Origin of the sequence: Burkholderia sp. Bp9142, from assembly GCF_003853415.1 — a bacterium.
In the GTDB taxonomy this organism is placed as follows: Bacteria; Pseudomonadota; Gammaproteobacteria; order Burkholderiales; family Burkholderiaceae; genus Burkholderia.
Window position 1 is genome coordinate 40,952 of sequence record NZ_QTPP01000038.1, and the last position, 20,530, is coordinate 61,481.

Annotated in this window: 14 protein-coding genes and 1 pseudogene; 10 read left to right on the top strand and 5 right to left on the bottom strand. The window is 58.4% G+C overall.

The features are described 5' to 3' along the window. Positions 1-169: 169 nt before the first annotated feature. Both DIE22_RS30515 and DIE22_RS30520 read left to right on the top strand, forming a co-directional pair. A complete protein-coding gene (locus DIE22_RS30515; RefSeq protein WP_124606754.1) occupies positions 170-1,354 on the top strand; it encodes an acetyl-CoA C-acyltransferase family protein in 1,185 nt (394 codons plus the stop codon). Positions 1,355-1,512: 158 nt separating this feature from the next. Beyond that, positions 1,513-2,364, top strand: coding sequence for a 3-hydroxybutyryl-CoA dehydrogenase (locus DIE22_RS30520; RefSeq protein ID WP_124606755.1), 852 nt, complete (start codon positions 1,513-1,515; stop codon positions 2,362-2,364). A 360-nt stretch (positions 2,365-2,724) separates the two neighbouring features. Here DIE22_RS30520 and DIE22_RS30525 read toward each other — a convergent pair whose 3' ends face one another. Continuing rightward, positions 2,725-6,123 carry an adenylate/guanylate cyclase domain-containing protein gene (locus tag DIE22_RS30525; protein WP_124606756.1) on the bottom strand — a complete coding sequence of 1,133 codons (3,399 nt, stop codon included), beginning with the start codon at positions 6,121-6,123 and terminating at the stop codon, positions 2,725-2,727. 440 nt (positions 6,124-6,563) lie between these two features. Then, complete coding sequence (locus DIE22_RS30530; protein ID WP_124606757.1) at positions 6,564-7,562, bottom strand: GlxA family transcriptional regulator; 999 nt, start codon at positions 7,560-7,562, stop codon at positions 6,564-6,566. A 463-nt stretch (positions 7,563-8,025) separates the two neighbouring features. Between DIE22_RS30530 and DIE22_RS30535 the strand changes: the two genes are divergently transcribed. After that, entirely contained in the window at positions 8,026-8,745 is a 720-nt protein-coding gene (locus DIE22_RS30535; protein ID WP_124606758.1) for an NAD(P)H-dependent oxidoreductase, read from the top strand. Positions 8,746-8,983: 238 nt separating this feature from the next. Here DIE22_RS30535 and DIE22_RS30540 read toward each other — a convergent pair. After that, a pseudogene (locus tag DIE22_RS30540) lies at positions 8,984-9,344 on the bottom strand (transposase); the annotation flags it as partial. Between the two features lie 648 nt (positions 9,345-9,992). Here DIE22_RS30540 and DIE22_RS30545 point away from each other — a divergent pair. The 7 genes from DIE22_RS30545 (at position 9,993) to DIE22_RS30575 (ending at position 17,713) form a co-directional block, all read left to right on the top strand. Then, a complete protein-coding gene (locus DIE22_RS30545; protein WP_124606759.1) occupies positions 9,993-11,555 on the top strand; it encodes a methyl-accepting chemotaxis protein in 1,563 nt (520 codons plus the stop codon). 354 nt (positions 11,556-11,909) lie between these two features. Next, a complete protein-coding gene (locus tag DIE22_RS39360) occupies positions 11,910-12,353 on the top strand; it encodes a tyrosine-type recombinase/integrase (protein ID WP_409410202.1) in 444 nt (147 codons plus the stop codon). A gap of 457 nt (positions 12,354-12,810) precedes the next feature. Further along, positions 12,811-13,746, top strand: coding sequence for a sugar ABC transporter substrate-binding protein (locus DIE22_RS30555; RefSeq protein ID WP_124606761.1), 936 nt, complete (start codon positions 12,811-12,813; stop codon positions 13,744-13,746). A 357-nt stretch (positions 13,747-14,103) separates the two neighbouring features. After that, on the top strand, positions 14,104-15,108 hold the full coding sequence (locus DIE22_RS30560) for a sterol desaturase family protein (protein WP_124606762.1): 1,005 nt from the start codon (positions 14,104-14,106) through the stop codon (positions 15,106-15,108). A gap of 90 nt (positions 15,109-15,198) precedes the next feature. Then, positions 15,199-15,510, top strand: a complete 312-nt coding sequence (locus DIE22_RS30565) for a MocE family 2Fe-2S type ferredoxin (RefSeq protein ID WP_124606763.1) — start codon at positions 15,199-15,201, stop codon at positions 15,508-15,510. A gap of 87 nt (positions 15,511-15,597) precedes the next feature. After that, positions 15,598-16,803: an NAD(P)/FAD-dependent oxidoreductase gene (locus tag DIE22_RS30570; RefSeq protein WP_124606764.1), complete on the top strand. Its 1,206-nt coding sequence runs from the start codon at positions 15,598-15,600 to the stop codon at positions 16,801-16,803. Between the two features lie 19 nt (positions 16,804-16,822). After that, a complete protein-coding gene (locus DIE22_RS30575) occupies positions 16,823-17,713 on the top strand; it encodes a sugar phosphate isomerase/epimerase (RefSeq protein ID WP_221623906.1) in 891 nt (296 codons plus the stop codon). 57 nt (positions 17,714-17,770) lie between these two features. Here DIE22_RS30575 and DIE22_RS30580 read toward each other — a convergent pair whose 3' ends face one another. Then, positions 17,771-18,799, bottom strand: coding sequence for a LacI family DNA-binding transcriptional regulator (locus tag DIE22_RS30580; protein WP_124606765.1), 1,029 nt, complete (start codon positions 18,797-18,799; stop codon positions 17,771-17,773). 320 nt (positions 18,800-19,119) lie between these two features. Continuing rightward, positions 19,120-20,217, bottom strand: a complete 1,098-nt coding sequence (locus tag DIE22_RS30585; protein ID WP_124606766.1) for a LacI family DNA-binding transcriptional regulator — start codon at positions 20,215-20,217, stop codon at positions 19,120-19,122. Between the last annotated feature and the right edge of the window lie 313 nt (positions 20,218-20,530).

Sequence of the window (20,530 nt, forward strand, 5' to 3'; positions counted from 1 at the left end):
GCGGCCCACATGAGGGGATGCTGTAACCCGGTAAGCCGTATGAAGGGCGCTTGTCGAGGCGCCTTTCTGCTCCGGTGACGACTCTCATTGGTTGACGTGAGTCCCGTGTTGTCAACGCTGTACTTTCTTTGGGCCAGGCGAGAAACCTGGGTGAAAAAGGATTCGAGCGATGAGTAATCGAGAAGTGGTTGTGGTTGGCGCAGCGCGTACTGCCATTGGAACGTTCGGTGGTTCACTGAAGGACGCGCCGATGACGGTACTTGGCGCGACAGTCGTCCGTGCAGCGCTGGATCGTTCGGGCGTGCCGCCTGCGTCAATCGGGCATGTCGTGATGGGTAATGTCATCCCGACCGAACCGAAGGATGCCTATTTGAGTCGTGTTTCAGCCATGGACGCGGGCATTCCGAAAGAAGTCCCGGCATTCAATGTCAATCGACTTTGTGGCTCGGGTCTCCAGGCGATAATTAATGCGGCGCAGTCAATTATGCTCGGCGACGCCGATTTTGCTGTGGGCGGCGGCGCCGAATCGATGAGCAGGGGGCCGTTCATTACGCCAGCCGCTCGTTGGGGAGTGCGCATGGGCGACACGCAGATGGTCGATTACATGACGGGAATCCTCCACGATCCGTGGAGGCGCATCCATATGGGTGTGACGGCGGAGAACGTTGCTGAGCGCTACAGCATCTCGCGTGCGGAGCAAGATGAACTGGCAATGACGAGCCAAATGCGTGCAGCGAAAGCGATCGACGAGGGTCGCTTCGCGAGCCAGATCGTTCCAGTGGAGATCAAGACCCGCCAAGGAATCGTCCAGTTCGATATTGACGAACACGTTCGCAAGGACGTCACGGCCGACATGCTGGCAAAGATGAAGCCGGTTTTCAAGGAAGGGGGCTCGGTTACACCCGGAAATGCATCGGGCATCAATGACGGGGCGGCCGCCGTCGTGTTGGCTGAGGCCGGAAAAGCGGCCGCATTGGGTCTCGTGCCCCTGGCCCGCCTTGTTGGTTACGCCCATGCGGGCGTAGAGCCTGAGTATATGGGCCTTGGCCCCATTCCTGCCACGCGACTGGTGATGCAGCGCACAGGATTGAAGGTGGAGGATATGGATGTCATCGAGTCGAACGAAGCCTTTGCTGCTCAAGCCTGCGCCGTGTCAAAGGAACTGGGTTTCGATCCGGCCAAGGTGAATCCCAATGGTTCCGGGATATCCCTCGGGCATCCTGTCGGTGCGACGGGCGCAATCATTTCGGTTAAAGCGATCTACGAACTCCACCGGACGGGGGGGCGGTATGCACTGGTGACAATGTGTATCGGCGGTGGGCAGGGCATTGCAGCGATTTATGAGCGTATCTGATGTCTTGTACCGCTACGTCACGAGAGAATCACCAGAAGTCCGGCATTGAATCGTCACCCCGTGACGGATGCCGCGTTCGGCGCTTCGCTGATTTCCATCAGCACTTTGAGCGTCGCCATTAACCAAGGCGGCCGTGGAAGATTTGAAAGGGAACGTGTATGGGCATCAATAAAGTCGCCGTCATCGGTGCAGGAACTATGGGCAATGGAATCGCTCAAGTATGTGCCGCGGCGGGTTTTAACGTCGTGGTCGTGGATGTGTCGGACGAGGCGCTGCAGCGTGGCGCGGCTGCTATATCCGACAGCCTCGATCGCCTGGTGAAAAAGCACAAGCTGACGGTTTCCGACAAGCAGGAGATATTGGGGCGCGTCAGCACGACCACTCGTTACTCGGCTCTTTCCGACGTGGACCTGGTGATCGAGGCCGCGACCGAAAACGAAACGCTCAAAATTCGAATAATCAAGGAGATCGATGCCATCGTCGGCGCAAATGCAATCATTGCTACGAATACGTCCTCTATCTCGATCACCAAACTAGCAGCGTCCACCGCACGTCCGGAAAGATTTATCGGAATGCACTTCTTCAATCCAGTGCCGCTGATGGAGTTGGTGGAGCTGATTCGAGGATTTCAGACATTGGATGAAACCCAGATGCGTGTCGAGGCATTCGTCAAGGCAATTGGAAAGACTGCGATCGTTGCGAAGAACAGTCCCGGTTTTGCGGTTAACCGCATTCTCTGCCCAATGATCAACGAGGCAGTATTCGCCTTGCAGGAAGGCTTGGCTACTGCTGAGGACATTGATAATGGCATGAAGCTTGGGGCAAATCATCCAATTGGTCCTCTTGCGCTCGCCGACCTGATTGGCTTGGATACGATGCTCGCGGTTATGGATGTTTTTTACAGAAACTTTAATGATCAAAAATATCGACCGGCCCCGCTTCTTAGGGAAATGGTGGATGCTGGATTTCTCGGTAGAAAGAGTGGGCGAGGTTTCTATCGATACAATTAAAATGGAAAATTGCCGACTCTCGATAAAATGCAATATGCGTCCTTTATTGGCGATAGCATCAAAATGTATCTTGATGGCGATTCACAATTGGGGAAAGCTGCGGCTGGCATCGCGGCTTTACTTGCCCCTGTAGAACTGGTGGTCGAGTGCAACCACTAGCAGTTGGCAATCGGCATACGTAAACGTCGGCGATGGTGGATCGTAAGCTGCGACTGGCACGGATGTGGCTCGTCGAAGTGCGCATGGGCGCGATTGGTAATTTCCGGCGTCGCCGTAGAACTACTACTCGTATCCGCTGTCGGGTCTGGGGAAAGGGTATTCGCGACGACGCGTCAGCAAAATGGACGTATGCAGAATTTTTTAGCGCAGGTCATCGAGCAACATCTTCGCCTCTCGTAAGTCAGCGCAGTCGAAACCTTCGGTGAATGCACTATAGACTCCGTACAGCCGCTCACGGGCCGCCTTCATCTTGCCTTGCGTTTGCCACAGGCGGGCGAGGCTCAAAGTTGCGCGGAGCTCAAGAGACTTAGCGCGTTGACGACTAGCGACTGCGATCGCTTGTAGAAAACATTCTTCCGCTTCTCGCTGAACTTCGGATTGGGAGCTCCCAGGCTGATCGATGAGCAGTTCGCCCTTGAGACGATGCAACTCTGCTTCGCAATAGCGCTCCCCGGTCTTGTCTACCGTAGCGAGTGCCTCAGCCAGCACGCTCAGGCCGGCCGGCGTTTGTCCCGCGTGCCCATAGGCTGTGGCGAGCAAGGCCAGGAAGCGCGATCGCGCCAACTCTGCGCCGGTTGTTTGGTAGGCGGCCAGGCCCTTGTTAATAAGGGCTATCCCCGGCTCGATGTCTCCCTGTTCAGCCAAGGCCCAGCCCCGAAGGATGGTTGCATAAGCCAACCAGAATGGGAACGCCTGTTCGGTGGATAGCGTGATGGCGGCCTCGGCGCACTCTTGGGTTAGCCGAGCTTCGCACCGAAACTGATGCAAGTCGGCCGCCGTGTTCAGGATAAGCGCCAAGCTGGACGGATGTGACATCTTCCGAGCCAAGGCAAAGGCTTCCTGACTTCGCTTACTCGCCTGATCGGGATAGCCCAGGAACCACAGGCTCCAGCCTGAAATGCTCAGGCCAATCATGTAAGGATCGACCCCGTAGACAAAGGCGTGCTCGCGATGTTGCTCGGGATCATAGAGCGCAAGTGCCTGCTCCAGGTGCGCATGTGCAGCGGTAAAGTCACCTTGAAAGTAGCGGTTCATGCCGATTGCGCTATGCGCTTCCACGAGCAAACCCGGATCTTGCGCGTTCTGCGCCAGGCGAAGCATCCGCTCACTTAGTTCTTGCGCCTTGACGTGCTCTGCACGTAAGTCGTAATAAACTCGCAGCCCCAGTTGTGCCGGGAAAACCTCTGCCACTTCACCCACCTGTTCGCATAACGCCAGCGCGCGGGTATAGGCGTCCTTCACCTGTGAAGAGGCAGGGCCTCGAGCAGCCATCAACGTCGGACCCAGCGCAAGTTGTATAGTAAGCTCCCGGCGAGCACGTTCGGGTGTGTCGGGCATGCACCCCAGCAGCTCGAGTGCCGCCCCGAGGTGCTGGGCTGCCTCGAAATTGGCCGAACGCAGTAGCGCCTGTTGTCCTGCATACTGCAGATACTCCACGGCCTTCAGAACGTTGCCGCTTTGGCTGTAATGGCGCGCCAGCTCGTTGCAATAGTCATTGAGCCTGGCAGGGTAGAGTGCCTCAATGGCCTGCGCCGTGCGTTCGTGCAGTACGCTGCGCTGTTCCGTGAGCAGCGACTTGCCGGCGACCTCCTGTGTGAGGGCGTGCTTGAATGTGTACTCAACCTCCGGAAACGCCGGCCGCTCATAGATGAATTCGGCCGCCTGCAAGCTCGAGAGCAGGCGGCGCAATTCGTCTTCGGGCAGCCCAGCCTGGTCGCTGCAGACTTGTTTAAGCAGACTCCATGGGAATTCTTTGCCGATCACGGCGAGGGTTTGCAGCAACGCTTTCTCGGCGGTGCCGAGCCGGTCGATGCGAGCCGCAAGCACACCCTGTACAGTCGTTGGAATATGCAGAGCGTTTGGGGTTTGCTCGATGCGGTAACGGCCGGGCTCGCCGAGCAGCGCTCCCTCCTCGACCAGGGTTTGGACAACCTCTTCCATGAAAAAAGGGTTGCCATCTGTCTTCTCCAGGATGAGAAGTTTTAGCGGTTGTAGTGCGGGGTCGTCGCCGAGCAGCGCAGAGAGCAGTCCTTGAGCCTCGGTCTCACCCAACGAGTCGAGCCGTAGCTGCGTGTAGTAGCTCTTCGGTATCCACTCAGGTTGATACTCTGGCCGGTAGTTAACGAGTAGGAGTATTCTTTCATTGGCCACCCGGCTGGCGAAATATGCAAGGAAGGCTTCGGTTTCGCTGTCCAGCCATTGCAGGTCTTCGAACAGCAGTTCGATCGGTTGATTGAGGCTTTCGCGTACGAGTAATCGCGTGATCGCCTCGAACGTGCGAGTGCGCCGCGCTTGTACGTCCATGTCCGCCAACCCCGAGCTCGGGTCGCTAACGCCAAAAATGGCAAGCAAGTAAGGTAAGAAGTCCTCGAGACTGCGCTCGAGTGTCAATAACTTCCCAGTGATCTTTTCCCTGCACTGCCGCTCGTCGTCCTGAACGGTGATCGTGAAATAGTGTCGCAAGAGCTCGATCAGCGGGAGGTAGGGGAAAGCCTTTCCGTGCGAGACAGAAAAGGCCTCGAGCACCAGGTGGCCGCGCTGCGAGCGCTCTTTGAACTCAAGAAAAAGCCGCGATTTACCGACGCCTGCTTCGCCCGCGACTCCGACGATCTGTCCTTGCCCTGCCGTAGTTTGCTCCAGTGCATGGTGCAACGCTTGAAGTTCGCTATCGCGGCCAACGAACGGGGCCAGACCACGTCGCGTGGCCACCTGCAGGCGGGTACGCAATGGACCTAGCCCAAGCACTGCGTATACTGCGAGTGGCTTGGGTACCCCTTTGACTTGGGCCGCCCCCAGAGCCTTGAAATCGAAATACCCTTGTGTGAGCTTATAAGTTGAATCGCTCACGAGGATTGAGGCTGGCGCAGCCATCGTCTCTATCCGCGAGGCGATATGGATTGTCTGCCCCACCGGGTCATAATCGGCGCGTAGGTCGTCCGTGCGGACAGATCGCACCACTACTTCGCCGGTGTGTACGCCAACCCGGATATGGAGCGAAACGCCCTGTGCCAATCGGATCTGGTCACTGTGGCGGTGCATCGCCTCCAGCATGCGTAGCGCCGCGTAAAGCGCCCGTTGCGGATGGTCTTCGTGAGCGATGGGGGCGCCAAACAACGCCAGAATGCCGTCACCCAGGGATTTCGCCACATAACCTTCATAGTGGTGTACTGCTTCCATCATTATCGCGACGACAGGTGCAATCAGTTTGTCAGCTTCTTCCGGATCAAGATCGTGGATCAATGCTGTCGAGCCCGCCATGTCAGCGAACAGCGCCGTGATTGTCTTGCGTTCGCCCGCCGCTTCGAATGCGGCTCGTTCGGCGAGGATCCTCTCGGCCAAATGCGGCGGGGTGTACTGGATAGGGACGACGGGAACGGCTTGAGGAGCGAAGCCTACCGGTGCGCCGCATTCGCTGCAGAATTTGGCGCTAGGCGCCAGCTTGTAGCCGCAACGCGAGCACTCGCGGGCCAGCCTCGCGCCGCACCCCTTGCAGAATTTGGCGCTGACGGGATTCTCGAACCCGCAGTTGGAGCAGCGCATTCACATCCCCCATTTTCTTCGGGTGCGCACCTTGATAATTAGACGCCTCCTATGCGCACGCAGCAAGCGCTCGACAGGTATCGCCCATCAAGGATTTCCTCATACTTATTTTGCTTGGCCATCTGATCGCGCAGATCTCAGGCTGCGTCTGTATATCACTGACCGCAACGATCATCTGGTCGGAGAATTTTTTTGAGTTATATCTCTTGGTTTGAATGTTCAGGCCATGACTCTTCTCGTCGATCACACAGGCCCACACGATCCGTGCTCGCTATTTCAACGCTCGTGCTGTGAGTCGATCGCGCTCGTTCCGCTTTACACAAGTTGTGCCTTCGGTCGTCCGCTTATCGCCGCCTCGTCGTATTCATGCATTTACCACACAACTACAGGCCGCAACTTATTCAATGAAATTCCAACGTTCAACACCAAGTCAACCAAGCTTATTCTTCTGCGGGCGGATGGCGGCGAAAGCGACCGCGATAGGCCCCTGGGCTGAGCCCTACTTTTTCCTTGAACAGTCGGGAAAACGAACTTGCGTCGATGTAGCCTACCTTGGCAGCAATTGCCTCGACGTTGAGGTCGCCTGCCTCAAGTAGACCACGTGCCGCTTCGATTCGCAGGCTTTGCAAGTAACGCAGAGGCGCTTGATCCAGTGCGGCCTGAAATCGACGAATAAGCGTTCGCTCGCCAACGCCAAGTTCGCTCGCCATCTCCGACATCCGGACCTCTTTCGTCATGTGCTTCTGCAGCCAGTGCTGAGCGCGGTGGACCAGGGAGTCAGCGTGAGCTTTATCGGCAAGCAGCGGTAAAAAGGGGGTTTGCTTGGTCTGGCTGACATCGATGAGCATTGTTTTCGCGACTTGTGACGCGATCGTTGGTCCTGATAGGCGCTCGACGATGCGAACAGTCTGCAGCAGATATGACGATTGGGCGCCGGCACAAATCAGCCGGTCGGCTTCGGTGATAACCGGTTCGAGCTGGAGATTGACCCGAGGGAACTTACTGCGGAACTGCTCGGCAAGCCACCACGTTGTCGTAGCAGGTCGCCCGTCCAGCAGGCCGGTTTCGGCGAGAACAAAGGTGCCCGTGCAGTTCGCCGCAAGACAGGCGCCGGAATTCCACTGCGTAACGAGCCAGTCGCATGCAGTGGATTGGCTCGCCAATAGCTTGTCAAACGCTTTGCTGCTCGCATAGTGCGCGCTGGGAACGAAGACAAGGTCGAACTTCTCCCGCGGGCGAATCGACAGCGTGTTCACCTCGAGTCCATTGCTCGTTCTGACAGGCTGACCCGTTGGCGATACGAATCGCCATTCGTATTGTGAAGTCGCATCACCCAGCTGTCGCCGCAAGTGCGAATTCGCGATCTGAAGTATGTCGGCAAACCCTCCCAGACTAGAGGCATAGCAATCGTCATACGCTAGGATGGCAGCGCGGTGCATGTCCGATTTCACACAATATATGTCAATTTAGACAATGTACACGAACGCGACGCGGTCGGAAACTTGACTCGTCCGAAGGTCATCGCCCAGCGTGCCCCACATGTGGCGATCTCGTGCCGCTTCACCGCAGCCAGAAGGAGAAGGAGCCCGATGAAATCCAGTCTTGTCGAAGGACGGTACTCTCGCGAGATCGAGCATCGTCGACCTGCACGCCAGCACGGGAGATACGGAAGGATCAGGGTGTTGATCGCAAGCGATTTACGCCCCGATGGCCTTCCGAGTGAGAAGGCGAATCTGACCGGGAGTCAGAGTGGGTTGCGCCAAGTTGTTTTTGTCCGTCATTTCACGGTGCTGGCGAGATGAAGGGCCTCTATTGCGGGTATTTCGCGGCAGGAATTGCCGTCGCTGCGATAGCAGCAGTGCTGGCCTATATCGCAATTTTTTAGACTGAAAAGCTACCCTAATGAAAGTGCTAATCGTTCACGCTCACCCGGAGCCGAAGTCGTTCTGTTCCGCCCTGAAGACTATCGCAGCAGAAGTGTTCGAGGCGCACGGGCATGAGGTGCAAGTCTCGGACCTCTATGCAATGCGCTTCAACCCGGTTGCATCGGCCGATGATTTCGGGAGCCGATCCAATTCCGACTACTGCGTCTATGCACTCGAGCAGCGTCACGGGGTTTCCACCGGGACGATTAGCCCGGATATCCAGAATGAGCTGGACAAGCTCATGAAATGCGATCTTCTCGTATTGAATTTTCCTCTGTTCTGGTTTTCGACGCCGGCAATCCTGAAAGGCTGGCTTGACCGGGTTCTCGTTTCCGGAACCGTGTACGGTGGCACGCACTTTTATGACCGAGGTGGCCTTCGGGGAAAGCGCGCAATCGTCAGCTTGACGTTGGGCGGGCAGCCACACATGTTCGGCAACGATGGCGTGCACGGCCCACTTGACGGGATGCTGAGGCATCTCTTGCAGGGAACGCTGGGCTATACGGGACTCGACGTATTGGCGCCCTTCGTCGCTTGGCATGTACCTTATGTTACGACCGAGGAGCGATTGGACTACTTGAAGGCGTGGCGTGAGCGCCTTCCGTCACTCGATAATGAGGTTCCCCTCGCGTTCCCGAGTCTCAATGACTTTGACGAGTACCTGCATCCAATGAGCAAGCAACCCATTCCGTTGTGAAAAGAGTGTAGCGCTCGAAACTTGCCAATTTCGCGAGTGTTCTTGCCAAGGTGAGGCAGGGGTTCGCTGCAAATCTGTCAAACATCAGTTTTCCGAACTGCTTGGGTTTTGGATCCGTGGTTACTTGACGGAGGCATCGTGTATGTACCACGGCAAGTGTCACGGATTGGCGCAATGAGGCCACCTGGAATGGTCCCGAAACGCGATATCGAAGGATCTCCAGAATGCATTTTTTTGTTCACCGCGGGATTTCGTGGAACGCAGCACGGATCTTGAGGAGGAAGTATTCCTCCTCGCGATACCCGTAAGCCCGGCGCTTGACGACAGGCCTTTTGCGCCCAAGCGGGCTTCCGATAGAACCGGAGCAGCTTGAGTTCGTCGCGTAACACGTAGACGCATAACAGCGATTGATTGACCGCAAGCAGTTCCTTCAGGTGCACGGCCTGATCTGGCTTGAGATTATGGCGGTTGCGCAGCAACAGCCGCCAGCTGGACTTCAGAACTTTCCGGGCAGGCTTGAGATGTCGGAGTTGATTGGCCTGATTCACCCGCACCCGATCGATCACCTCGCGGCCATACTTGGCCTCCACGTGGTACAGATGTCCGTCATTCGCGCGATCGCGGTCAACAGTTCGGTGCCGCCGAGTTCGTGGGCCGATATGCCGAGCGCCAGCAACGTCGCATCGCCGATTTCGAAATGAAACGCGAGCTAAGCAGCCCCGCTGCTTCCGGATCGACGCTTCAACGCCGCATGACGGAAAGAGCGATGAAGCGTGCGACATCTGTATTTGGTTGATGCTATGGCATCTAAATCCGGATATGACATTGGATTGTAGTAGCTAAGTTCAGGTGTCCGCATTTCGACCCGCCGTAAGCTGACTGAACGCTGGCAATCCAGCGTCGGAGGCTTCGATGGCTGCGGCGGAACGGATCCCTGGATCAAAAAACAGGACCCTCATGCTTCTTACTCTCATCATTTCGAGTTGGTCGTCCACGGGCTCAGGTAGTGCGAACAGACTCTCGATGGCGATACATCCGGGCTCGGGTTGTGGCGACGTGGCTCGGCACGTCCGTAAGCGCGTCTAGTCGCAAACCGTGCGCAATCGGAAACGCGTTTAGATTATTGTGGTTAACACGAACGTTGCCTAAAGATTGGTGCGGAACTGTCGCTAACTGAGTGACGCCGTCGCAACGAAAGCGGCTTCCCACTAGCATTTGCCAAAACTCAACTATCGAGACTGGTCAGGATGAGCAAAATTCGTTCGACTGTTGGCCGCGTCCGGCGGCTGTATTCTTCCCTGATGAAGCGCTACCCTGACGGTTTTTCGCTAGACATCTCGAGTCAAGTCAACGTTGGCGAACACGCGACACCGTTGCTGATGAGCGGCACGCGGCGAGTTACTTGCGATCACGCGCCACTTGACGAATGGAGCAAACAGACGCACGGCGGTATGGCTTCAATCTTTGTGCGCGCTAACAACGATTTCGTTCGTGTGGCAACCAATATAACGAATGCGTCCGGACAGCGGGCGGTTGGTGTAGTGATGGACCGCTCACATCCAGCTTACGGATTGAATCGCAAGGGACAAGCCTTTTACGGCTATGCATCGGTGGCGGGCCACAAGTATATTGTCGACTACCAGCCGATCCTCGATAGCGACGGCCAGACGATCGGTAGTCTCGCCGTCGGCTTCAATATCAGCAACGTCCGTATGCTGACCCTTGCCGAGAAGTTCGGAATCGGAACGGCGGGCAGCGTGGCGGTAGTCCTTGTCGCGCGGGATTTGATTTCGGCGGCAATCAGTTCCGCAGATCCGACGGGGAGGGCCCAGTTGCTGGCGAGCCTCGGCATATCGGTATTTCTCGGCCTCGTGGCATATGCGGCGGTCGAGCGATTTGCGAGTCGTTCGCTGCGTGAAGCCGCGGAGGCCGCGCGACGATTAGCGCGTGGCGATCTCTCTACGCAGACGTCGGTTAGACGCGGCGACGAGATCGGTGGAATCCTCGATGCACAGAACGGCATTAATGTTGGCCTTTCGACTCTGATCGGTCGTGTACGCGAATCGACCGGTGGCCTGACAGCGGTCGCTGACGAAATCGCCACTGGCAACGTCGATCTCTCTTCTCGGACCGAGGCACAGGCCGGCTCGTTGGAGCAAACGGCAGCTGCTATGGACGAACTTACTTCGACTGTACGGAACAATGCCGAAAATGCTCGTGAGGCCCAGGCTTCAGCGCAGTCGACCGTCCGGACCGCAGTCGATGGCGCAAAGCTAATGGACCGGGCGGTCCTCAACATGGCTGGAATCCGGGAGGCGTCGCATCGGATGTCGGATATTGTGGGAACAATTGAGGGAATTGCGTTCCAGACGAATATTCTTGCATTGAATGCTGCGGTTGAGGCCGCTCGAGCCGGGGCCGAAGGGCGGGGTTTCGCGGTGGTCGCGCAGGAAGTGCGTACACTGGCGCAGCGCAGTGCGAATGCAGCTCGCGAGATCAAGGAACTGATCGGTGAAGCAGTAGGAAAGATCGACGCTGGCGGGCAGCTTGTCGATCAGGCCGGCCAAAATATGTCGCGGGTCGTTGATTCGATTCATAACGTGGCGGGCCTGATGGCGGAGATCAGCAGTGCCAGCGACGAGCAAAGTACCGGAATTGAGGAAGTCAATCGAGCGGTCGGGCACATGGACGAAATGACTCAGCGGAATGCGGCACTAGTCGAAGAGGCCGCTGCGGCGGCAACCAGTATGCGGCAGCAGACTAGCGTGCTTGAAGACGCGGTGAAGGCGTTCAAGCTCGCGACCGCGTGAACGTCCGATTGGAGGCTAACCGTGTACATGTTCGACGCGACGAACCGGCTGATTCATCTGCACTTTACAGCGACCGAATCGACCTTCTGATGCTACGAGGGACAGCCCGCGTAGGCCCCCAGAAGCAAAACCGTTGATCGGGACCGTTTACCGGAAGGGGCATGCAAATGGATGCACCTGAGGGTACCCTACAAGGCACACCGCGATCACCTGCAGGCCGTTTGTCGCCTTTGAATTGCGCGAAATGAACTGGGAGCGGTCACTCGGTGATGGTGTACTTGCTTCTGCCGCTCTCCTTGATCGTACTCCCAGTGTTTCAAAGCCGATGATTTCGCCGGTTTTACAGGTAGCGGAGTGCTTGCGAGGTCCGGCGTCGGCGAAGCGCTCATGACGCGATGGACTGATCTTGACTTCAAGACACGCACGCGGAGGACTCCTCCAAAGGAGCATACGAAGTCGAGCGCGGCGATTGCGATTCATCTGTCCGATTTCGTCCTTGCGCAGTGCGCGGCACTGCAGATTGTGCGCGCGAGATTGCCCGAAGGTGAGTCGCGTCGAGAATTCGTATTCCCGTCGCAACGAGGCAAGATTGTGCACGTCACCATTCATACAACCTGCAAGGCGATCCGCGGCCGGCAATGCGGGAAAGGTGCATCGACCGAAGGTCGCACGACGGCAACGGATGCGCTTATTGTCTCGGGCGGTCAATGGAAATGCCATGATCTGCGCAGGACGTGCGGGACGATAATGCCCTCGCTCGGCGACGGTACGGGAAACGTGGCTTCCTGTTCGCGCTGAAATCTGTGCATACAACGGTGGAGCACGATTGGTGCGAGACCGCGCGGCGCGGTTCGCCAAAATCGCTGTACGCGAACTGGCCGCATAGCAGTGCGACGCATCAGCAGATGCGCCGGTGATCGTGGCAGCGCGTGGGGGCTGCTGCTGTCATGGCAGGTCATGAAGGCCGCTTGTCGTGGTGAGCAAGGCGGAAATCCGGCGGGAGAATCGAAGAAATGACATTGAAATATCATTTTGCTTCGACCGCCTGATTCAAATTGATAGATTTCCGATGTCTCGTGATTACGGTCCGTTGATTGACGGGCCGCCGTTCCCTACAGTTTCGATCACGCATGGCCGAGCCAGTGCCAGCGGAGCGGCGAAAGGACTCATGCGTCCTGCTCGACGGAGATCATTGGCCGCGCGGCAGCGTCACGTCAGGTCCGTCGTTCGATACAGACAAATGATGGAGACATTGATGAAGCGTATGTTGAAAATTGCCGGCGCACTCGCTGTCGCTTGCGTGACCGCGAACGCGACCCCGGCGGCCGCGACCACGATCGGTGTTACGATGAACCGGTTCAATGACACGTTTGCCGCACTCTTGCGCAACAGCATGAAGCAGGAGGGCGCATCCAAGGGCGTCAACGTCGTGTTCGAGGACGCGCAGCAAGACATCGGCCGCCAGATTTCTCAGGTCCAGAACTTCATCGCACAAAAGGCGGACGCCATCGTCGTTGCGCTGGTCGATACGCAGGTCAGCCCGAAGATCACGAAGATGGTGACCTCGGCCGGCATTCCGCTCGTCTACGTGAACCTGATGCCGTCGGACCGGATGCTCCCGGAAAAGGTCGCGTTCGTCGGCTCGAAGGAAGCCGATGCGGGCCGGCTCGAGATGCAGGAGATCTGCCGTCTGCTCGGTGGCAAGGGGAACGTCGTGATCCTGATGGGCGACCTCGCGCACCAGGCGACACGCGAGCGCACGCAGAGTGCGGAGGACGTGACGTCCGCGCCGGCCTGCAGGGGGATCAAGGTGGTCGGCAAGCAGAGTGCGCAATGGTCGCGCACCGCCGCGCAGGACCTGACGACGAACTGGCTCAGCAGCGGCACGCAGTTCAGTGCAGTCGTCGCGAACAACGACGAGATGGCATTGGGTGCGATCCAGGCGCTCAAGGCTGCGAGGCGGCTGAACGGCACGGCGGTCGCAGGCGTCGACGCCACCCAGGATGCGCTGACGGCGATGAAAGCCGGTGACTTGAAGGTCACCGTCTTCCAGGACGCGGCCGGGCAAGGGCACGGTGCGATCGACACCGCGTTGAGGCTCGTGCATGGCGAAAAGGTGCCGTCGATCAATTACCTGCCGTTTCAGCTGGTCACGCCTGCCAATCTGAAGGATTTCGTCGGACGCAACTGAGCCGCGCGATCGCGTTGGTCGTGCGGCAATGGCCGTGTCGGCTTCGTGGGCGCCGCCGATCAAACTGTACGCCGGGTTCCATACCCGGCTTTTTCGTTTGGACATCGACATCTCGCCATTGGCACACATGCGCGATTTCCATCGCGCTTGGCCATATCGGTCGGGCCTTTACGAGGCGTCCATGGCGGCAATGGCACAAATGCATCATGCATTGCATTTTGTCGCGACATGAAATGATCCAAAGCGGTGTCGAAATGAAGATTCCTGATTCGGAAAGCGAGGTGCATGGCTCAACATGACGTTCATTCGCCAACACGATGCCCTCGCATTCGAGGACGATCACCCGAGAGGAATGTTATGGATGACTTGCAATTCGGCACACGCAACCGGCGTGGCGACTGGGCACCGAATCAACATCTCGAACTCGCGCCGTTCTGGACTCGGCCGCTGAGTCTTCGCAAGATCGTCGGCTGGACGATCGGTTACGTATGGCCATGGAATGCAATCGCGATCACCACGACGGTGCTCTGGTGGCATTTCATCGTGCCCGACATGGCGACGCTGAAGACGATCGGCGGGGGGGGGGTACTCAAACTGCTGGTGGCGAACTGGATCGGCGTCTTCCTGTTTTTCGGCTATTTCGAACTCCGCTATTACCGGTTGCGCGTGCAGGAACGCCGGTTCAAATACAACGGCAGGTTTCCAGCCGAGCAGCCGTCGGACGTGTTCTGGTTCCGCAGCCAGAACATCGACAACTTCATGCGCAGTTTCTTCGTATCGGTGCCGATCGGCACCGCGATCGAGGCCGGCTTGCTCTGGGCATTCGCGAATGGGCTCACGCCGATGGTCGAATGGCGCGAGCATCCGGCCTATCTCGTTGCGCTGACGTTGCTTGCGCCGATCGTGCACGAGGTGCACTTCTATTTCGTTCATCGCGCGATTCACTGGGGGCCACTGTACAAGTGGGTGCACTCGGTCCATCACAACTCGGTCAATCCTTCGCCGTGGTCGTCGCTGTCCATGCATCCGGTCGAGTCCATCGTGTACTTCGGTGTCGCGTTGTGGGTGCTGGCGCTGCCGTCGCATCCGTTCCTGGCGATCTACTTTTTTCATCTCGCCGGCTTTGGTGCGGTGGTCGGGCATATCGGCTTCGACAGGCTCGAAATGGCCGACGGCATCGCGCCGAAGAGTCATGCATACGCGCACTACCTGCACCACAAATTCTTCGAAGTGAATTACTGCGACAACGGGGCGTTCCCGCTCGACAAATGGTTCGGGTCCTGGCACGACGGGTCGCCGGAGGGCGATCGCCTGATGCAGGAACGCTTCAACCGGAAGAAGGAGCGGGTCAACGCAACCTGAGTCCGGGCGGTGCGACGAACGCTGCTATCAACCCATGACCCGATGCCGCGGTTAGGGCCCGGCGCGATTGAGAAGACAAGGAGGATCACCATGGCTCAGTGGATCAACGCCTGCTCGGCGGACGATATCGACAACGAAGGCGTCGTCCGGTTCGACCATTCCGGGCGTACGTTCGCGATTTTTCGGAGCCCCGCCGACGAGTATTTCTGTACGGACGGACTCTGCTCGCACGAAGCCGTGCATTTGGCCGACGGACTCGTGATGGACTATGTGATCGAATGCCCGAAGCACAGCGGCGAATTCGACTATCGGTCCGGCGAAGCCGTGCGGGCACCGGCGTGCCGGAACCTGAAGGTCTATTCGACCCGCGTCGAAGACGGCCGCGTGTTCATTGAGGTGTGAGATGCACGAGGCTGCACGCTCGCATTTTCTGCTGCATTCGGCTGCGGCCGCGATCGACGCACGACACACGCACCTGCGGAGGCCCGCATGACTGCAATGGTCATCATTGGCGCAGGGGAATGCGGGACGCGCGCCGCGTTCGAACTTCGCGAACAGGGTTGGCAAGGCGCTATCGTGCTGATTGGCGCGGAGCCGGGAATGCCGTATGAACGACCGCCGTTGTCCAAGCCCACGAGCGATGGCGTCTGTCATCGACCGGTATGCGACGACACGGAATTTCGTGCCGCGGGGATCGAGTATCTCGGCGGCCTCGATGTCGAGGTACTCGATCGGGCGCATCGATGCGTGCGGCTTGCCGACGGTCGTAGCGTCGCGTACGGGAAGGTGTTGCTCGCGACCGGCGCACGACCGCGGCCCTTGCCTTGCCCGGGCGGCGATCGTGCATTGACGTTCCGCACGTTGCCCGATGCCGAGACGCTATACCGTCGGACCGTGAACGCGCGTCACGTCGCGGTAATCGGCGCCGGGCTGATCGGCATGGAGCTGGCGGCGACCATGCGGGCGACGGGAATCGACGTCACCGTGATCGAGGCGGGGCCTCGCCCGTTGGGCCGCGCGGTGCCGGAAGCGCTTGCGGCGCGCCTTTACGCTCGCCATTGCGACGCGGGCGTCCGCTTCCTGTTCAATGCCAACGTGTCGTCGATTCCTGGCGATGGCGTTGTACTGTCCGACGGAAAGGCGGTCGATGCGGATGTCGTCGTGGCGGCTATCGGCGTGTTGCCCGAAACGTTGCTGGCCGAGCGCGCCGGGCTTGCCGTGAATAACGGCATTGTCGTCGACGCAACGCTCGCGACTTCGGACCCGGACATATTCGCTGCCGGCGACTGCGCGCGCGTGCCTTCGCGATACGCGAACGGCATTCCGCTTCGGCTGGAGAGTTGGCGTAACGCTCGGGAGCAGGGTGTGCACGCGGCGAGAACCATGTTGGGTGACGACGCGGGGTTCGATGCGGTGCCGTGGTTCTGGTCGGATCAGTACGACCTCGGCCTGCAGGTCGTGGGCATTCCGGTTCCCGATCAGCGCAACATCGTTCGCCGACTTTCGAGCGATGCCGAACTGCTGTTTCAGCTCGCGGACGACGGCAGTGTTCGCTGCGCGAGCGGGCTGGGTGTCGGGAACCGCGTCGCCCGCGACATCAAGCTCGCTGAATGGCTGATTGCGCGTGGCGTGCGTACGTCGCCGGAGGTGCTGCAGGATCCGGACACCAATCTGAGGAGTCTGATTCGGCAATGAGGCGGACACCGACATTGCCATGGTGCTCAACTTTCCACATGTGAACGCAATGCCAAAATTCCACGTATTGCAGTCGATTTGGGGCATGGATCGCGTCCGCTCAGCGGGCGGCGCGGAATGGTCGATGTCCGACCGTCTGTCGATGATTCGGGATGCCGGGTTCGATGGCATCTCGGCCCATTTCCATTTCGCGCCGGACGTTGAAAGCTGGATCGATCAGGCACGCGACTACGGCTTCGTGATCGAGGGTGCGGCGTTTCCGCGGGACATCGACGATCTGCGTCCCGCCCTTGAACTCGCGAGTCGATACGGGATCCATCATGTCGTCGTGCAGGGCGACGTGCGGCCGTACGACGCCGGCGAGGCCGTGCCGCTGCTCCGGGGCTGGCAGCGCCTCGCGCGGGAATATGGCGTGCCGGTGCTGATCGAGACGCACCGCAACACGGTCACCACTGATCTCTGGACGACGCGCGAGCTGCTCGATCGCATGCCGGACCTGCCGCTGCTTGCCGACCTGTCGCACTACGTATGCGGGCAGGAGATCCATTTGCCGGTGATTCCGCGCAACGAAGCGCTGATCGACCGCATCCTGAAGCACGCTGACGCGTATCATGGACGCGTTGCATCGTCCGAGCAGATCCAGCTCGAAATCAGCTTCGCATGCTACCAGCCATGGGTCGATCAGTTTCTCGTCTGGTGGGAGAGGGGGTTCGGATACTGGCTCGAGCGCGCGGGCGCCGACGACAGTCTTACCTTCACCTGCGAACTGGGGCCTGCGCCTTATGCGATCCCAGATCCGGACGGCCGGGACCGGTCGGATCGATGGGAAGAGGCCAGGATCCTGCGGGAGCGGGTGCTGGAGTGCTGGCAACGTGCCGAGCGTCGGTTCCAGGCGGCCCGGGCTGCGTGACGCCGACGACACGCGGTGACGTGCGCAACCGGGGGTGTCGCCGCGGGCGGTATGGGTCTAGATGTTCTCCGGCGTGTAGATCTCGAACGGGACGATTGCCGCATACCGCCCGATCTCGGTGCCCGCCTTTCGGGCTCGAATCATTGCACTCATCGTTTCGTTCGCGATCGACTGGAAAGGATGGGAGATGACCATCGTCAACGTGCCGTCGAGCAGGCCGCCCCGCGTGGTATCCATCAGGTCGTGACCGATTGCGACGATCTTGCCGTCCTGCGCATTGGCTCTCAAGGCCGACAGTACGCCGCCGATGCCACCGCCGGAAACATAGATGCCTTTCAGGTCCGGTTGCGTGCGCAGCAATCCCTCGGTCAATTCGCGCGCAATCGAGTCCGACTCGAAGGTCGACACCGGTTCGAGAAGCGTGAATTCGTTCGCATGTTCTCGAAAGTAAGAACGGAATCCGCTTTCGTAGAGGTCGTGACAGCGGTAGCGGTGCGTACCGACGAGAATGCCGAGCTTGCCGGGCAGCCTGCACATTTTCGCGAATGCCCATGCGGCCGTGCGTCCGACCTTCCAGCTATCGAGGCCGACATAGCCGACGTTCGAATGCGCCGATAGCGCCGAGATCAGCGAGACGACGGGCACGCCGCGGGTCGATAGCTGGTCGATCGCGTTCGTCACGAGCGGATGCTCGGCGGCGAGTACCGCGAGCGCGTCGACTTCATCGCCGAGCGCGTACATGCTCGACGAGACCTGTTCGGGAGACAGGTCGCCTAGGTGTTCGATCCGAAGATGGATCTGCGCGTCGGCGAACGATTCAGCTGCAGTTTTCAGGCTGTGCGTGACGATCGCCGAGAACGCTTCGTGCGGGCACTGAATGATGGCGCCGAACTGGAATTTATCGCGCGCCGCGGTGACACGATGCCGGAGCGCGCCCGTGCCATAGAAGCCGATTTGCTCCGCCGTATCCAGGACCAGCTGCATGGTCTGCTGCCTGACCTTGCCCGACCCGCTGATCACGCGATTGACCGTCGCGACCGAGAGTCCGGCGGCAACGGCGAGGTCCTTGATGGTCGGGCGTCCCATGGTCGATCCTTGTGACGAAGGTAGATGCGCCTGGGGGGGCGGGCGCAGCCGATTTCGCACAAAGTATGAATCATTTGTCCCAGGACAATGGTGCGACGTGATCTATTCACGTCAGAAAATATCATTCTGGCTCATCTCAGGCCTGTCGTAGATCGTATTAAAAGTGTCACCATTTCGCGTATAAATGTGTCACTTCGCGATCCCATCATGCATACTGTCGTGAGATAGGGATACCTGACGAGATCCGTCTCCACAGATTTTGCACGCTCTCCCGTCGATGTACAGAACATGCTGCCGTAAGCTAGGATGCGATCCAAGCTTTACTGCGATTGATGTGACACTTGAGTATCTTCAGGCTGCGCTTCACATGACGATTTGATTGTTTGACGTCCTACCTTTTGTCGATGACCTGGCCTAGTTCCAGTCGAATTGCGTCCAATCAGCTCCGCAGGAAGTGTGATGCGTGCCGAAGTTGCATCGGTGCCCTCAATCAGCGCAAGCAGTGTATTGACCGCCGATCGCGCCATCTGTGGAAACGGCTGCCTGATGGTCGTAAGCGCCGGGTGGACCTGAGCTGCCATCGGAATGTCGTCGAATCCGATTATCGAGATGTCGTTCGGCACACGTAAGCCGGCTTCCCTAACGGCAGCGATTGCGCCGAAAGCGCTCAAATCATTCGCGCAAAATATCGCAGTCGGCGGATCAACCTGAGCAAGTAAAGTCGAAGCGGCCTCGAACGCCTTCATCTGCGAGAGATCTCCTTCGGCTACAAGCTTGGGATCACGAGGCAATCCAAGCTGTGTGAGTGCGTCATGATATGCCCGCAGACGTTCTCGAACTCCTTCAATGGCATCGCCTCCCGAGATGAAGCCGATGCGCTCGTGACCGAGGGATGCAAGATGCTCCACTGCCAGTCGAGCGCCACCATAGTTGTCTACCGACACGGATGGGAATCCTGTCAGTGTGCCACGTTGATCGATAACGACTACTGGTACATGAGCAGCTGCGAGCGCCTCGAAATATATTGATTCGCGCGGCAGGATGGCCACTACGCCATCGGCAAACTGTTGCATCAAGCCGATCACGCCCGAGTGGGTGTCTCGGTCCTCATCGAACACGGTGTATACGAGAGTTTCGTACCCGACCGAGCGTGCTGCACGGCCGACGCCGAGAATCAGTTCGCTGGCAAATTGGTTGTCCAGCATTGGAGTAATGATTCCGATGATGCCGTTGCGTCCGCCTGAAAGCTTTTGAGCCGTACGATTGACCACGTAGCCGATGCTGGCGGCAATACGTAGCACCTCATCGCGGGTTTCGCGAGATACGCCCGGGCGGTCGTTCAGCGCGCGCGACGCAGTCATCTGCGATACACCCGCAATTTTTGCGACGTCTGCGAGCGTTGGGTTTTGCTTTGCCATGGCCGGTGATTGTCGAGGAAACGTGGCGGGACCTCGCCTCCAAAGGTGTCAATTCTGCACTCAACTTACAGAACTATAACGTAAGTCGACGGTACCGCTAGCGACGATTACCGTTCCTCCGACGATTCTAGCAGTCCGCAGGTTGATCCTCACGCCTATAAAGTTCGCTCGTCGCGCTGGTATACCCTCATGGAATCGGTACCAAAATCTATTCTAACATTCGTCAACGTTAGCGATAACGTTGTGGGGCGTTAGATTGCCGTTTGGATGTGGCGCCAATTCAGTGTTGTATCGGTGCAGTGATCATGGTGAC

Bases quoted from the DNA above. Each gene is read 5' to 3' on its own strand.
- DIE22_RS30560 (WP_124606762.1), top strand. From the start codon at position 14,104: ATGGATGACTTGCAATTCGGCACACGCAACCGGCGTGGCGACTGGGCA.
- DIE22_RS30525 (WP_124606756.1), bottom strand. From the start codon at position 6,123: ATGCGCTGCTCCAACTGCGGGTTCGAGAATCCCGTCAGCGCCAAATTC.
- DIE22_RS30575 (WP_221623906.1), top strand. From the start codon at position 16,823: ATGGTGCTCAACTTTCCACATGTGAACGCAATGCCAAAATTCCACGTA.
- DIE22_RS30520 (WP_124606755.1), top strand. From the start codon at position 1,513: ATGGGCATCAATAAAGTCGCCGTCATCGGTGCAGGAACTATGGGCAAT.
- DIE22_RS30545 (WP_124606759.1), top strand. From the start codon at position 9,993: ATGAGCAAAATTCGTTCGACTGTTGGCCGCGTCCGGCGGCTGTATTCT.
- DIE22_RS30515 (WP_124606754.1), top strand. From the start codon at position 170: ATGAGTAATCGAGAAGTGGTTGTGGTTGGCGCAGCGCGTACTGCCATT.
- DIE22_RS30555 (WP_124606761.1), top strand. From the start codon at position 12,811: ATGAAGCGTATGTTGAAAATTGCCGGCGCACTCGCTGTCGCTTGCGTG.
- DIE22_RS30530 (WP_124606757.1), bottom strand. From the start codon at position 7,562: ATGCACCGCGCTGCCATCCTAGCGTATGACGATTGCTATGCCTCTAGT.
- DIE22_RS30580 (WP_124606765.1), bottom strand. From the start codon at position 18,799: ATGGGACGCCCGACCATCAAGGACCTCGCCGTTGCCGCCGGACTCTCG.
- DIE22_RS30585 (WP_124606766.1), bottom strand. From the start codon at position 20,217: ATGGCAAAGCAAAACCCAACGCTCGCAGACGTCGCAAAAATTGCGGGT.
- DIE22_RS30570 (WP_124606764.1), top strand. From the start codon at position 15,598: ATGACTGCAATGGTCATCATTGGCGCAGGGGAATGCGGGACGCGCGCC.
- DIE22_RS30565 (WP_124606763.1), top strand. From the start codon at position 15,199: ATGGCTCAGTGGATCAACGCCTGCTCGGCGGACGATATCGACAACGAA.
- DIE22_RS30535 (WP_124606758.1), top strand. From the start codon at position 8,026: ATGAAAGTGCTAATCGTTCACGCTCACCCGGAGCCGAAGTCGTTCTGT.